The following is a 12,913-nucleotide window of genomic DNA, read 5'->3' as shown; positions in this document are numbered from 1 at the left end:
GGATCGGTCATGTCGGCCGACCGCCCATCGGCATCCGCTGATGGTGTTCCCTTCGCCCACGAAAAAGCCCTGCTGTCATCCTTGAGCTTCAAGGTTCCAGCAGGGCTTTCTTTTTCCGATCCGGCGACGCCGGACCTTCTGGTGCTTAGCGCTTCATCGAGCTGAAGAACTCGTCGTTTGACTTGGTGTTCTTCATCTTGTCCAGCAGGAACTCCATCGCGGCGATTTCGTCCATCGGATGCAGCAGCTTGCGCAGGATCCAGATCTTCTGCAGCAGCTCCGGCTCGATCAGCAGGTCCTCGCGACGCGTGCCCGAACGGTTGATGTCGATGGCCGGATAGACGCGCTTCTCGGTGATACGGCGGTTCAGGTGCACTTCGCTGTTGCCGGTGCCCTTGAACTCTTCGTAGATCACCTCGTCCATCTTGCTGCCGGTCTCGACCAGCGCGGTGGCGATGATGGTCAGCGAGCCGCCTTCCTCCACGTTGCGCGCGGCGCCGAAGAAGCGCTTCGGACGGTGCAGGGCGTTGGCGTCCACGCCGCCGGTCAGCACCTTGCCGGAGCTGGGCACGACGTTGTTGTAGGCGCGGGCCAGGCGGGTGATCGAGTCCAGCATGATCACCACGTCCTTCTTGTGCTCGACCAGGCGCTTGGCGCGCTCGATCACCATTTCGGCGACCTGCACGTGGCGCGCGGCGGGCTCGTCGAAGGTCGAGGAGACCACTTCGCCGCGCACGGTGCGCTGCATTTCGGTCACTTCTTCCGGACGCTCGTCCACCAGCAGCACGATCAGGTGCACGTCCGGGTGGTTGGTCGTAATGGCGGTGGCGATCTGCTGCATCATGATCGTCTTACCGGCCTTCGGCGGCGACACGATCAGCGCGCGCTGACCCTTGCCCTGCGGCGCCATCAGATCGAGGATGCGGCCGGCGATGTCTTCCGACGAACCGTTGCCGCGCTCCAGGGTGAAGCGGCGACGCGGGAACAGCGGCGTCAGGTTCTCGAACAGGACCTTGTTCTTCGATGCTTCCAGCGGCTCGCCATTGATGGTGTCGATGGTCGACAGCGCGAAGTAGCGCTCGCCATCCTTCGGCCAGCGGATGCGGCCGGCCAGGTGGTCGCCGGTACGCAGGTTGAAGCGGCGGATCTGGCTGGGGCTGATGTACACGTCGTCCGGGCCGGCCAGGTAGCTGGCCTCGGCGGCGCGCAGGAAGCCGAAGCCGTCCGGCAGGATTTCCAGCACGCCATCGGCGGCGACGCCTTCACCGTGGCGGGTCAGCACCTTCAGCAGCGCGAAGATCACGTCCTGCTTGCGGGCGCGGGCGACGCCTTCCTGGATGTTCAGTTGCTCGGCGATATCGAGCAGGCGCGGGGCGGGCATGCGCTTGAGGTCGCCCAGCGAATACTGCGGGAAGCCCTCCGGCACGTTCGGCTGCTGGCGAGGCACGAAAGCCTCCTGGCCGCCGCCATTGCCGTCCTGCGGCATGCCGTCGTGGCCCTGGCGGTCGCGGTCGCGGTTGCGTTCGCGGCGGTTGCGGAAGCGGTCGCGGCGATTGTTGTTGAAGCGGTTGCCGTCGCGCTGGTCGCCGCCTTCCTGCTGGCCGCCGCCTTCCTGCTGGCCGCCACCTTCGTGTTGCTGACCGCCGCCCCCTTGCGCCTGCGGGGCGGACGCATCGCCACCGCCGTCATGGGACGGTGCGGGCGCTGCGGGGGCGGGTGCGCGTTCGGCCGCAACGGGCGGCGGAAGCGGAAGCTGGGGTGCCGGGTCGGACGCGCGCTCGGTGGGCGCGGCGGCGGTATCGGCGGACGGGGCTTTGGGAGCACGGGTTTTACGCACGCGCTTCTCGGCGGGGGCGCCGGTTTCGTTGCTGCTGTCGGACAAGTTGCGAATCCTCGCTAGGTGGCGAGCGCCGGCGTTGCGGCGGCGGGGTGAAATGAAGAAAGGAGATTCAGATGGGTGCGGCGCATCCCCTGCGCCGGATTTCGGGGCCGACACTACCACCGGGTCCGGGGTAGCGGCAAGCCGCGCGGAGCGGCGGGTTCAAGCAGATTCAGCCTGCGCCCCCGCCGTGGCGGGGGCGGGGCGAGGGGTCAGGCGGCCTGGGAGCCCAGGGCCTTGTCGATCATCTGGGTCAGCTGCCCCTTGCCCACGGCGCCGATCTGGGTGGCCTGGATCTGGCCATCCTTGAACAGCAGCAGCATCGGGATCGAGCGGACGTGGTACTTGATGGCGGTGGCACGGTTCTCGTCCACGTTCACCTTGGCGACCTTCAGCTTGCCACCGTAGGTCTCGGCCAGCTCGTCGAGGACCGGCGAGATCATCTTGCAGGGGCCGCACCATTCGGCCCAGAAGTCCACCAGTACCGGCTCGCCGGACTGCAGCACGGCAGCATCGAAATCGGCATCGCCGACGTGGGTCACTTTGTCGCTCACGGGGATCTCCTGCGGGGTCCGCGGGCGGGCGCGGACGGGTTCGGGCCGGGACGGCCACCACGATTGGGGTAAACTGGGGCGTTCCGCGACCTTTATCAAGGGTTCCCAGGTGGTCGCGCAACCCGGCACAGGGGGCGCAGTGTGCGACGCCGGTCAGGCCGTTGCAAGCACACCCACCGCATTCATAAGAGACGCGCGCGGAACACAGCGACGCAAAGAAGAAGGCATGAGCGACAAACCGTTAACCGACATAACTTTCTCCTCGTTCGACCTGCATCCGGCGCTGCTTGCCGGGCTGGAAGGCGCAGGTTTCTCCCGTTGCACGCCGATCCAGGCGATGACGCTGCCGGTCGCCCTGAAGGGCGGCGATGTCGCCGGCCAGGCGCAGACCGGCACCGGCAAGACGCTGGCCTTCCTGGTCGCGGTGATGAATCGCCTGTTGACCCGCCCCGCGCTGGCCGAGCGCAAGCCGGAAGATCCGCGCGCGCTGATCCTGGCGCCGACCCGCGAACTCGCCATCCAGATCCACAAGGATGCGGTGAAGTTCGGCGCCGACCTCGGCTTGCGTTTCGCGCTGGTCTACGGCGGCGTGGACTACGACAAGCAGCGCGAACTGCTGCAGCAGGGCGTCGACGTCATCATCGCCACCCCCGGTCGCCTGATCGACTACGTCAAGCAGCACAAGGTAGTCAGCCTGCACGCCTGCGAGATGTGCGTGCTGGACGAAGCCGATCGCATGTTCGACCTCGGCTTCATCAAGGACATCCGCTTCCTGCTGCGCCGCATGCCCGAGCGCACCACGCGGCAGACGCTGCTGTTCTCGGCCACGCTGTCGCACCGCGTGCTCGAACTGGCCTACGAGCACATGAACGAGCCGGAGAAGCTCGTCGTCGAGACCGAGTTCATCACCGCGGCGAAGGTCCGGCAGAAGCTGTACTACCCGGCCGACGAAGAGAAGATCCCGCTGCTGATCGGCCTGCTGTCGCGCAGCGAAGGCGCGCGCACGATGGTGTTCGTCAACACCAAGGCGTTCGTCGAACGCGTGGCGCGCGCGCTGGAACGCGCAGGCTACCGCGTCGGCGTGCTGTCCGGCGACGTGCCGCAGAAGAAGCGCGAGTCGCTGCTGAAGCGCTTCCAGGCGGGCCAGCTGGAACTGCTGGTGGCCACCGACGTGGCCGCGCGCGGCCTGCACATCGATGGCGTGTCACACGTGTTCAACTACGACCTGCCGTTCGATGCGGAGGACTACGTGCACCGCATCGGCCGCACGGCGCGCCTCGGCGCCGAAGGCGATGCGATCAGCTTCGCCTGCGAGCGCTACGCGATGTCGCTGCCCGATATCGAGGCCTACATCGAGCAGAAGATCCCGTCCGAGCCGGTCACCGCCGAACTGCTGACCGCGCTGCCGCGCCCGGAACGTCCGAAGCCGGCCGCCGGCGAGGGCGACGAGGAAGAAGAAAGCGTCAGCCAGATCTTCCGCGAAGCCCGCGAACAGAAGGCGGCCGACGAGGAGCGTCGTGGCGGTGGCCGCAAACCGGGTGGATCCGGCGGTGCGGGTCGTCGCGACGGGGGCCGCCGCGAGGGCGGTCGCCGCGAAGGTGCGCGCTCGGCCGATGGCAAGCCGCGTCCGCCGCGCGCGCCGCGTCCGGAAGGCGAAGCGGCGAAGCCGCAGGCGCCGCGGCCGGCGAACGAGGCAGCCCGCACCGATACGGCGACGCTGCCGGAAGGCGAGCGCAAGCCGCGCAAGCGCCGTCGTCGTCGCCATGGCCGTCCGCTCGAGGGTGCCGAAGGTGCCGTGGCGAATGCCGCGCCCGTCGTCGCGAAGCCGGCCGCTGCGCCGAAGCCGGCCGACGACAATGCGGGCTTCCTGACCAAGCTGGGCCGCAAGATCCGCTCGCTGGTGTCCGGCGGCTGAGCCCTGTCATCGTGCGTATCGAGGAGAAGCCGGGCATGTCCCGGCTTTTTCTTTGCGCGGCGCCATCGCCAGCATCTCGACCGGTCCGGCATAATCGACGGACATGAGCGTCCTTCGATTCGAAAACGTCAGCAAGCAGTACCCCGGCGGCCATGCGGCGCTGGAGGACGTCAGCTTCGAGGTGGCCGAGGGCGAGATGCTGTTCGTCACCGGGCATTCCGGTGCCGGCAAGAGCACGCTGCTGAAGCTGATCCACCTGAGCGAGCGGCCCAGCCGCGGCGCCGTGCTGTTCGCCGGCAAGAACCTGTTGAAGGTCCGCGGCGGCCGCATCCCGCTGCATCGCCGCGAGGTCGGCGCGGTCTACCAGGACCATCGTCTGCTGACCGACCGCACGGTGATGGAGAACGTCTCGCTGCCGCTGATCCTGCGCGGCGATCGTCGTGGCGACATCGGCAAGCGCGTGCGCGAAGTGCTGGCACGACTGTGCCTGGGCCATCGCGAGAATGCGTTGCCCACGCAGCTGTCGGCGGGCGAGCAGCAGCGCGTCGGCATCGCGCGCGCCATCGTCGCCGAGCCGCGCCTGCTGGTGGCGGACGAGCCGACCGGCAACCTCGATCCGACGCTGGCGGCGGAAATCATGTCGCTGTTCGCGTCCATGCCCGAGCGAGGCACCAGCGTGCTGGTGGTCAGCCATGACCTGTCGCTGCTGAAGCGGATGAAGAAGCGCGTGCTGATCCTCGACCACGGCAAGCTGGCCGATGACATCTCTCCCGCGGATCTGGCCGAATGAGCGACGCGAAGAACAGTCGCGCGCAGGCGCGCTCGGGGTTCGGCATCTGGCTGGACCAGCATCTTTACAGTTTCGTTTCCAGCCTGGGCCGCACCGTGCGCCGCCCCTGGGCGACGTTGCTGACGATCGGGGTGATGGCGGTCGCGTTCGTGCTGCCCTTGGGCCTGTGGCTGGCGCTGCAGAACGTCGGCCACTTCGCCGGCGATGTGCAGCAGTCGCGCGAGATCGACCTGTTCCTCAAGCCGGAAACATCGGTCGCGCGCGCGCAGGCGTTGGCGGAATCGCTGCGCAGCCGCGACGATGTCGCTCGAGTCGAGCTGCGCACGCCCGAGCAGGGCCTGGCGGAGTTCCGCGAGCGCAGCGGCTTGGCGGGCTCGCTGGACCTGCTGGACGGCAATCCTCTACCGAGCCTGCTGGTGGTGGTGCCCGAGGGCGACGAGGCGCGGCTGGTCGCCGCGCTTGAAGCGTTGCCCGAAACCGACTTGCTGCAGCACGACGCTGCCTGGCGCGAACGCCTCACCGGCTGGATGGGATTCGGCAAGCGGCTGGTATGGGTGCTCGCGGCGCTGTTCGGCCTGGGCGCGCTGCTGGTGGTCGGCAACACCGTCCGCCTGGACATCCAGTCGCGGCGCGAGGAGATCGGCGTGCTGCAGTTGCTGGGGGCGAGCGATGGCTTCATCCGCCGGCCCTTCATCTATCTGGGCGCGTGGTACGGGCTGGCAGCCGGCGCGCTGGCGCTCGGCCTGCTGACGTTGGCGGCGCTGGCGCTGCGCGCGCCGCTGGCGGCACTGGCGCGCAGCTATGGCAGCCCATTCGTGCTGGTCGGGCTGGACCCGGCCGGCGCGACGGTCGTCGTCGTGGCGGCCACGGTGATCGGCTGGCTGGGCGCATGGCTGGTGACCGGCCACTTCTTGCGTCAGACTCGCCCGACTGCCACCTGACACCTTACGCACCTTCATGGCCCAAGAGCTCCGGCATCTGATCAGCGACGCGCCCCGCGTGATGGTGGTGGACGGGTCGAAGCTGGTCCGCAAGCTCATCGCCGATGTGCTGAAGCGCGACCTGCCCGGGGTGGAGGTGATCGGCTGTTCCAGCATCGCCGACGCGCGCAAGGCGCTGGCGGCGGGCGAGGTGCATCTGGTGACCACGGCGCTGGCGTTGCCCGATGGCGACGGCATGGAGATCGCGCACAGTGTGCGCGAGGCGGCGGGCCAGGCCTACGTGCCGGTCATCGTCGTGTCCGGCGACGCGCAGCAGCATCTGGAAGAGCGCCGCTTCACCGAGTTCGTCACCGACTATTTCGACAAGGCGCTGGGCCACGAGGCGCTGGCGACCTTCATCCGCGGCTACGTGCAGCCCGAACCGGTAGCCGGCGCCACCATCCTCTACATCGAGGACAGCCGCGTCGTCGCCGAGACCACCCGGCGCATGCTGGAGCGGCAGTCGCTCAACGTGGTGCACGTGATGAAGGCGGAGGACGCCTTCGCGCTGCTCACCGCCGAATCGCTGGGCCTGTCCACCCACAAGTTCGACCTGGTGCTGACCGACGTGGTGCTGAAGGGCGAACTGAGCGGTCGGGACATCGTGCAGCGCATTCGCGTGGATTTCGCCTACGGCAAGCGGCGCCTGCCGATCCTGGTGATGACCGGCGACAGCAACCGCGACAACCAGGCCGAACTGCTGCAGGCCGGTGCCAATGACCTGGTGCTCAAGCCCATCGCCGAACGCCTGCTGGTGACCAAGGTGCTGTTCCAGTTGCGCCTGGCGCGCATGGACGAGACGCGCAGCCTGGTCTGAGTGCATGACGGACGACGACCGCGTCAGGCTGGAACCCTCGTGGAAGGCGCGCATCGGCGACTGGCTGCTGCGACCGGACATGCAGGACCTGTCCGCCTTCCTGCGCCAGCGCAAGGCGGCGGGCGCGCGCATCTATCCGCCCGGACCGCAGATCTTCGCCGCGTTCGACGCCACGCCGTTCGATGCGGTGAAGGTGGTGATTCTGGGACAGGATCCGTACCACGGACCGGGCCAGGCGCACGGTCTGTGCTTCTCGGTGCTGCCGGGCGTGCCGGTGCCGCCGTCGCTGGTGAACATCTACAAGGAAATCAACGCCGACCTCGGCATCGCGCCGCCGGACCATGGCTGTTTGCTGCCGTGGGCGCGCCAGGGCGTGCTGCTCCTCAATGCCGTGCTGACAGTCGAGGAAGGCCGCGCCGGCGCGCACCAGGGCAAGGGCTGGGAAGGCTTCACCGACCATGCCATCGAAACGCTGGCGAGCGAGCGCGAAGGTCTCGTCTTCCTGCTGTGGGGCAGCTATGCGCAGGCCAAGGGCAAGGTGATCGACACGCGCCGCCACCGCGTGCTGCGTGCACCGCATCCGTCGCCGCTGTCGGCGCATCGCGGGTTCCTCGGGTGCGGGCATTTCTCCGCCACCAACCAGTATCTCGCGCAGCGGGGAGCGGCGCCGATCGACTGGCGGTTGCCGCCGCGGGACCAGCTGGTGGTCTGAGGGGCGCAGGTTGGTGCGGTGCATGTGGGAGCGACGTCAGTCGCGATGATCCACCGGTAACGCCTCATCGCGACTTACGTCGCTCCCACACCGAGCAAAGCTGCTTCCAGGCCTCAGCGCGTACGACGCCGCTTCTGCGGCGGCGAGACCGGTGGGGGCGGGGTGACCGGGATGTTCTTGATCTCGCCCTGCAGCTCTTCCAGCATCGGCACCATCTTCAGCTGCACGGCGCTCATGATGTTCTGCATCAGTGCGGGATTCTTGTCGAGCATGCGCTGGCCGGCGGCGCTCTCGTAGAACTTGGTGATCGCGCGCACGTCCTCGCGCGTGTAGGTCTTCTTGTAGACGTCCAGATAGACCGGGCGCATCTCTTCCCACGACAGCGCCTTGCGCACGATCTCTTGGGTCTTGGTTTGGATGCGGGCGACCTCGGCTTTCTGTTCCTCGGTCATTTCCTTGCCGGCGAAATGCTTGTCGAACTCCTGCTGCTGCACGGCTTCCATCTGCGGGACCACGCCGGCCAGCAGGCTCTCGGCGCGCGACGCCTTCAGCAGGCGGTCGATGTCGGCATCGGACGGCTCGGCCGCCAGGGCAGTGCCGGCGAACGCCAGCGCGACGGTGACGAGGAGGAGGCGGGAAAGCCGGCGGGCCGCGGTCAGCGAAGCAGCGATCATGCAGTGCGGGTGGCGTGGAACGGGGGCACAGGGTGCCTGCCGGGGAGTAAATCTGGCGTTAATTGGCGCCGATCCTGCGGCAGTACGCTACGAACCGACGCCCATCCTGACTACAATCCGCCGCATGGGGAGCACCGCACTCGAGATCACGCCGACGCTGGCGATTCCGGACGACGAACTGGTCGAGCGCTTCGTGCGCGCGAGCGGCGCGGGTGGCCAGAACGTCAACAAGGTGGCGACGGCGGTGGAGCTGCGCTTCGACGTGGCGGGCTCGCCGTCGCTGCCTGAGCCGCTTCGAGAACGCTTGCTGACCCGGCGCGACCGTCGCCTGATCGACGAAGGCGTACTCGTGATCGACGCGCAGCGCTTCCGCACGCAGGACCGCAATCGCCAGGATGCGCGCGAGCGCCTGGCCGCGATCATTGCCGCCGCGCTGGTGGTGCCGAAGAAGCGCGTCGCCACCAAGCCCTCGCGTGCGGCCAAGGCGCGTCGCCTGGATGCCAAGCGTGAGCGCAGCCAGGTCAAGCGCGGCCGTTCGCAGAAGAACCAATGGGAGTAACCGTTTGAGCCACGACATCGTTCCGCGCATTCCGCCCAACATGCCGCAGGTGCCGCCCAACCGCTTCACCCGCTGGATGGGGCGCACGTTCCTGAGGATGTTCGGCTGGAAGATCGTGGGCACATTGCCGGACATCCCCAAGCTGGTGATGATCGTGGCGCCGCACTCGTCCAACTGGGACGGCATCTGGGGCATGGCGGCGAAGATCGCGATGGGCTTCCAGGTGCGCGTGCTGGGCAAGGCGCAGCTGTTCTGGTGGCCGCTGTCGCCGCTGCTGCGCAAGCTGGGCGTGGTGCCGGTCGATCGCAGCTCGCCGCAGGGCACGGTGGAGCAGGCGGTGCGGATGATCCGCACGTCCGACAGGATGTGGTTCGCGCTGACCCCGGAAGGCACGCGCAAGCGCGTGGACAAGTGGAAGGGCGGCTTCCTGAAGATCGCCCAGCAGGCGCAGGTGCCGATCCTGATGGCGTACTTCCACTACCCCGACAAGATCGTCGGCATCGGCGATGTGTACTACCCGACCGGCGACATGGAGACGGACATGGCCGCGATCCGGGAGTGGTACCGGCCGTGGCAGGGGAAGAACCGCGGGACCGTGTGATGCCTGCGGTCCGCGGATGGCTGCTCTGTCTGCTGCCCTGTCTTGCGGCGTGCGGGGTCCATGCTCCCGATCGCGAGCAGATTGCGCGTGACGCGCAGGCGAGGCACCCCGGCTGCGCGGTGATCGATGTGGGCCCGGGGGAGGGCGACAGCGACAACGTCTACATGACCATCGACCTGCAGTGCGCGAACGGCACCATGAGGCGCTTCGAAGCGCTCTATCAACGTCCCGACGATGGATGGATCTACCGGTCGGAGCACGAAGTGGATGCCGCGTCCCGCCACCAGAACTAAAAAAAGCCCGCCTTGCGGCGGGCTTTGGTGACGATGCAGCGGGGCGCCGTTACAGCTTCTCGCCGCCGAGCTTCCAGGTGAGCTGCACGAAGTAGCTGCGGCCCATCGAGTCGAACCAGGACGTGTCGTAGTACGGATAGTTCGCCCATGTCGCATCCTTGGGCGGCATCTTGTCCATCAGGTTGGTGACGGACAGCGACAGGCGCAGATGGTCGGTGATGTCGAAGCGGGCACCGCCGTTGAAGCGCCAGGTCGATCCGGTCCACGCGTCGTTGTCGTAGTTGGCCACCTGGCCCAGGTAGTTGCCGAAGAAGCTCAGGCCCACCTTGCCATGATCCCAACTGATACCCAGGTTGCCCTTGTTGCGCGGCAGGGTGGTGGCGCTGAAGCTCACGTCCAGCATGTCTTCTTCGGGATCGCCGGGGTACTGCTGGCGGACATGGGTGTCGGTCCAGGTGTACGCGCCGGTGAAGCGGAACTCGCCGGCGGTGGCGGTCTGGAGGCGGTAGTTCGCCGTCAGGTCGACGCCGGTCGTCTCTTCGTTGGCGATGTTGATCGGGGCGAAGCGGACGCTGGTGATGTCGCCGTCCGCATCGCGGATCACGCGGGCCAGGGCGTCGACGCAGGTCGGCGAGTTCACGTCGACCGTGGCGCCGCTGTCGGTGGTGCCGAGCCGGCAGTTCGCCTCATCGATGCGCAGCTGCTCCCGGCTCTGGGTCTGCACCTGGTTCGACACGCGGATCTTGTAGTAGTCCAGGGCCAGGTCGAAGCCCGCGAACGGCGACCACACGATGCCGGCCGAGAACGACTTGCTGGTCTCGACATCGAGATCGATGTTGCCGGTGTAGACATCGAACGTGTTGATGTCCCAGGTGCCGTCGTCGTAGCACTCGCCGTCGCTGAAACCGGGCTCGTCGGTACGGCACTGGTAGTAGTCGGTCGACAGCGTGCGGTAGTAGTCGTCGCCGGCGAACAGGTAGTGCATGTCGGGCGCGCGGAAACCGGTGCCGTAGGAGCCGCGCACCAGCAGCGTGTCGACAGGACGCCATTCCAGGCCGGCGCTGTAGGTGAACTTGCTCGGGTTCTTGTTGCCGTACTCGTAGCGGTCGTAGCGGCCGGCCAGGCTGGCCTGCAGCGAGGACAGCAGCGGCAGGCGCACCTCGCCCGCGACGCTCCAGCGGTCGCGGTCGCCGCTGCCGTCGCCGTAGCGCGGGCCGTAGTACGCATCGGCGGTCAGCGCCAACGGATCGGGATTGATGTCGTAGGACTGCGTGCCGTATTCGACGGCACCCGCGAAGCCGACATCGCCCGCCGGCATCGAGAACAGCGCCGGCGTGTCGACGGTGAAGCTGAGGTTGTCGTTGTCGGCCTTCGGGCGGAACGTGGACATCGCGGCGATCGACGCGAATTCGGTTGGCGTCAGCGGCGTGAACAGGCGCGTCGGGTCAGGACTGAAGATCGCATAGCCGTCCGCGTCGTAGCCCTGCTGCTCGCCGAGGAACAGCCGGTTCGCGGCGGCGGCACGGATGCGGGGCATGCCGACATCCGCCTTGTACTGGGAGTGGTTGTACGCGGCTTCCCAGTTCCAGCTGTCGCCGAACGCGCCCTGCAGGCCCGTCGTCACCGAGAAGGTTTTCTGGGTGGTGACGTTCATGCGGTTGCCCAGGCCGCCGATTTCCTCGGGCGTGAACTGCCGCGACCAGATCTCGTAGTGGCCGGTGGCGGCGTTGTAGAAGATCTTGTCGTTGTTGTCGGTGGAGTTCGGGTCGTGGAACTCCCAGCCCATGACGTCGCTGACCACGTCGTTGCCGTTGGTGCCGGTCAGCAGCCGGACTTCCTGGCGGCCGAGCTGGACATCGGCGAACCAGGACAGGTTGTCCGAGAAGCGGTACTCGAAGGAGCCGTAGGCCGAGTAACCCTTGCGCTCGTTCTGGATCGTGCGATACGCGATGGCGCGCTCGCTGCCGCAGTAGGGTTCGCCGAAGCGGTCTTCGGCCAGCACGGTCGTGCCGTCGTTGAGGCCCGACATGGCGCGGCAATCGTCGGCCGGCGCGATGTTGACGTCGTCGTCCCAGTCGTAGAGCTGCGCGGTGAGGCGGGGCAGGCGGCGGCGCGACGTGGGTGCGTCGAGGGTGGAGTCCTGGTTCTCGCGTTCGAAGCCCCACAGCGGGCGCTTGTCCAGCAGTTCCACGCCGACGATGCCGCTGAAGTTGTCGCGCTCGAAGCCGGTGGTCAGCGTCAGCCGGTGCGATTCGCCGCCGCCGCGCTCGGTGTTGCCGTAGCGGTAGTCGAAGATGGTGCCGTCGGTGGACTTCTTGAGGATGAAGTTGATCACGCCGGCCATGGCATCGGAGCCGTACACGGCCGATGCGCTGCCGGTCAGCACTTCGATGCGTTCGATCATGCCGAGCGGGATGTTGCCGATGTCGGTGAAGTTGCTGCGGCCATTGAGCGGCAGCGGAAAGTCGGCGATGCGGCGACCATTGATCAGCACGAGCGTGTGGTTGGGGCCGAGGCCACGCAGGTCGGCCGCCTGTGCGCCGGGGGTCGACTGGGCGCTGGTGGTGTTCTGTTGTCCCTGGACGCTGCCGCTGTTCTGGCTGAGCGAGCGCAGTACTTCGGGCACGGAAGTGAAGCCCGCCGCCTGGATCTGTTCTGCCGTAACCACCGTGATCGGCGCTGGACCTTCGATCTGCGCGCGCGGGATGCGCGAGCCGGTGACCTGCAGGGTCTCCAGCTGGGTTACGGGTTCTTCTGCCTGCGCGGAGCCGCCGCCGGGAGGCGCCTCCTGGGGCGCGGGACGCGGCGCCGGTGCGCGACGCGGGGTGGCGTCGGCCTGGACGATCAGCACGGCGCCGGAGGCATCGCGCTTGGCCTGGAAGCCGCTGCCCTGCAGCAGGCGATCGAGCGCCTGGTCGGTCGACGTGGCGCCCTGCACCCCGGTGGTGCGTCGTCCCTTCAGCTGGTCGGCGCGGTACACGAGCTGCGTACCGGACTGCTTGGCCAGCGTGTTCAGCGCCGACGTCAGTTCGCCCGCAGGCAGATCGATGCGGCCGGGGGCCGCCTGGGCCTGGGCGGCGAGCGCCGCACTACAGGCTGCACTCAACAACAGCACGCGCACTGGATACCGCATCGACTC

Annotated in this window: 13 protein-coding genes; 9 read left to right on the top strand and 4 right to left on the bottom strand. The window is 67.7% G+C overall.

Features of this window, described 5'->3' with window-relative positions; translation table 11 throughout:
* Window positions 1–9: 9 nt before the first annotated feature.
* Window positions 10–165 carry a hypothetical protein gene (locus IB230_RS16215; RefSeq protein WP_192273810.1) on the top strand — a complete coding sequence of 52 codons (156 nt, stop codon included), beginning with the start codon at window positions 10–12 and terminating at the stop codon, window positions 163–165.
* Here IB230_RS16215 and rho read toward each other — a convergent pair.
* A complete protein-coding gene (gene rho, locus IB230_RS16210) occupies window positions 146–1,882 on the bottom strand; it encodes a transcription termination factor Rho (RefSeq protein ID WP_192273809.1) in 1,737 nt (578 codons plus the stop codon). The two genes, IB230_RS16215 and rho, sit on opposite strands and share 20 nt — an antisense overlap.
* 209 nt (window positions 1,883–2,091) lie before the next feature.
* Window positions 2,092–2,433 carry a thioredoxin TrxA gene (trxA, locus tag IB230_RS16205; protein WP_062350453.1) on the bottom strand — a complete coding sequence of 114 codons (342 nt, stop codon included), beginning with the start codon at window positions 2,431–2,433 and terminating at the stop codon, window positions 2,092–2,094.
* A gap of 226 nt (window positions 2,434–2,659) precedes the next feature.
* Between trxA and rhlB the strand changes: the two genes are divergently transcribed.
* From rhlB to ung, 5 genes are all read left to right on the top strand, one after another.
* On the top strand, window positions 2,660–4,348 hold the full coding sequence (gene rhlB / locus IB230_RS16200) for an ATP-dependent RNA helicase RhlB (protein ID WP_192273808.1): 1,689 nt from the start codon (window positions 2,660–2,662) through the stop codon (window positions 4,346–4,348).
* 103 nt (window positions 4,349–4,451) lie between these two features.
* Window positions 4,452–5,138 carry a cell division ATP-binding protein FtsE gene (gene ftsE / locus IB230_RS16195; RefSeq protein WP_192273807.1) on the top strand — a complete coding sequence of 229 codons (687 nt, stop codon included), beginning with the start codon at window positions 4,452–4,454 and terminating at the stop codon, window positions 5,136–5,138.
* Window positions 5,135–6,079: a permease-like cell division protein FtsX gene (ftsX, locus tag IB230_RS16190; RefSeq protein WP_192273806.1), complete on the top strand. Its 945-nt coding sequence runs from the start codon at window positions 5,135–5,137 to the stop codon at window positions 6,077–6,079. The genes ftsE and ftsX overlap by 4 nt, the downstream gene beginning before the upstream one ends.
* A gap of 16 nt (window positions 6,080–6,095) precedes the next feature.
* Entirely contained in the window at window positions 6,096–6,935 is an 840-nt protein-coding gene (locus tag IB230_RS16185) for a response regulator (RefSeq protein ID WP_192273805.1), read from the top strand.
* 4 nt (window positions 6,936–6,939) lie between these two features.
* Complete coding sequence (gene ung, locus IB230_RS16180; protein ID WP_192273804.1) at window positions 6,940–7,647, top strand: uracil-DNA glycosylase; 708 nt, start codon at window positions 6,940–6,942, stop codon at window positions 7,645–7,647.
* Window positions 7,648–7,760: 113 nt separating this feature from the next.
* On the opposite strand, the gene IB230_RS16175 is transcribed toward ung, so the two are convergent.
* Entirely contained in the window at window positions 7,761–8,321 is a 561-nt protein-coding gene (locus IB230_RS16175; protein ID WP_192273803.1) for a DUF2059 domain-containing protein, read from the bottom strand.
* Between the two features lie 124 nt (window positions 8,322–8,445).
* Between IB230_RS16175 and arfB the strand changes: the two genes are divergently transcribed.
* From arfB to IB230_RS16160, 3 genes are read left to right on the top strand one after another with little or no spacing between them, the layout of a single operon-like run.
* On the top strand, window positions 8,446–8,880 hold the full coding sequence (gene arfB / locus IB230_RS16170) for an alternative ribosome rescue aminoacyl-tRNA hydrolase ArfB (protein ID WP_192273802.1): 435 nt from the start codon (window positions 8,446–8,448) through the stop codon (window positions 8,878–8,880).
* A 40-nt stretch (window positions 8,881–8,920) separates the two neighbouring features.
* The gene (locus IB230_RS16165) at window positions 8,921–9,481 is read left to right on the top strand and encodes a lysophospholipid acyltransferase family protein (RefSeq protein WP_192273971.1); all 561 of its coding nucleotides are present in this window, start codon (window positions 8,921–8,923) and stop codon (window positions 9,479–9,481) included.
* On the top strand, window positions 9,481–9,774 hold the full coding sequence (locus IB230_RS16160) for a hypothetical protein (protein WP_192273801.1): 294 nt from the start codon (window positions 9,481–9,483) through the stop codon (window positions 9,772–9,774). Before IB230_RS16165 ends, IB230_RS16160 begins: the two co-directional genes overlap by 1 nt.
* 49 nt (window positions 9,775–9,823) lie before the next feature.
* Here the strand turns inward: IB230_RS16160 and IB230_RS16155 are convergent, their stop codons facing one another.
* Complete coding sequence (locus IB230_RS16155; protein WP_192273800.1) at window positions 9,824–12,907, bottom strand: TonB-dependent receptor; 3,084 nt, start codon at window positions 12,905–12,907, stop codon at window positions 9,824–9,826.
* Window positions 12,908–12,913 lie beyond the last annotated feature (6 nt).

The sequence above is a fragment of the Pseudoxanthomonas sp. PXM01 genome, assembly GCF_014851815.1.
Lineage (GTDB): Bacteria > Pseudomonadota > Gammaproteobacteria > Xanthomonadales > Xanthomonadaceae > Pseudoxanthomonas_A.
Note: the sequence above shows the minus strand (reverse complement) of the source record. Positions and strands in the feature narration are given on the sequence as shown.

Bases quoted from the DNA above. Each gene is read 5' to 3' on its own strand.
- arfB (WP_192273802.1), top strand. From the start codon at position 8,446: ATGGGGAGCACCGCACTCGAGATCACGCCGACGCTGGCGATTCCGGAC.
- IB230_RS16185 (WP_192273805.1), top strand. From the start codon at position 6,096: ATGGCCCAAGAGCTCCGGCATCTGATCAGCGACGCGCCCCGCGTGATG.
- IB230_RS16165 (WP_192273971.1), top strand. From the start codon at position 8,921: ATGCCGCAGGTGCCGCCCAACCGCTTCACCCGCTGGATGGGGCGCACG.
- ftsX (WP_192273806.1), top strand. From the start codon at position 5,135: ATGAGCGACGCGAAGAACAGTCGCGCGCAGGCGCGCTCGGGGTTCGGC.
- rhlB (WP_192273808.1), top strand. From the start codon at position 2,660: ATGAGCGACAAACCGTTAACCGACATAACTTTCTCCTCGTTCGACCTG.
- IB230_RS16160 (WP_192273801.1), top strand. From the start codon at position 9,481: ATGCCTGCGGTCCGCGGATGGCTGCTCTGTCTGCTGCCCTGTCTTGCG.
- IB230_RS16175 (WP_192273803.1), bottom strand. From the start codon at position 8,321: ATGATCGCTGCTTCGCTGACCGCGGCCCGCCGGCTTTCCCGCCTCCTC.
- ung (WP_192273804.1), top strand. From the start codon at position 6,940: ATGACGGACGACGACCGCGTCAGGCTGGAACCCTCGTGGAAGGCGCGC.
- IB230_RS16155 (WP_192273800.1), bottom strand. From the start codon at position 12,907: ATGCGGTATCCAGTGCGCGTGCTGTTGTTGAGTGCAGCCTGTAGTGCG.
- ftsE (WP_192273807.1), top strand. From the start codon at position 4,452: ATGAGCGTCCTTCGATTCGAAAACGTCAGCAAGCAGTACCCCGGCGGC.
- IB230_RS16215 (WP_192273810.1), top strand. From the start codon at position 10: ATGTCGGCCGACCGCCCATCGGCATCCGCTGATGGTGTTCCCTTCGCC.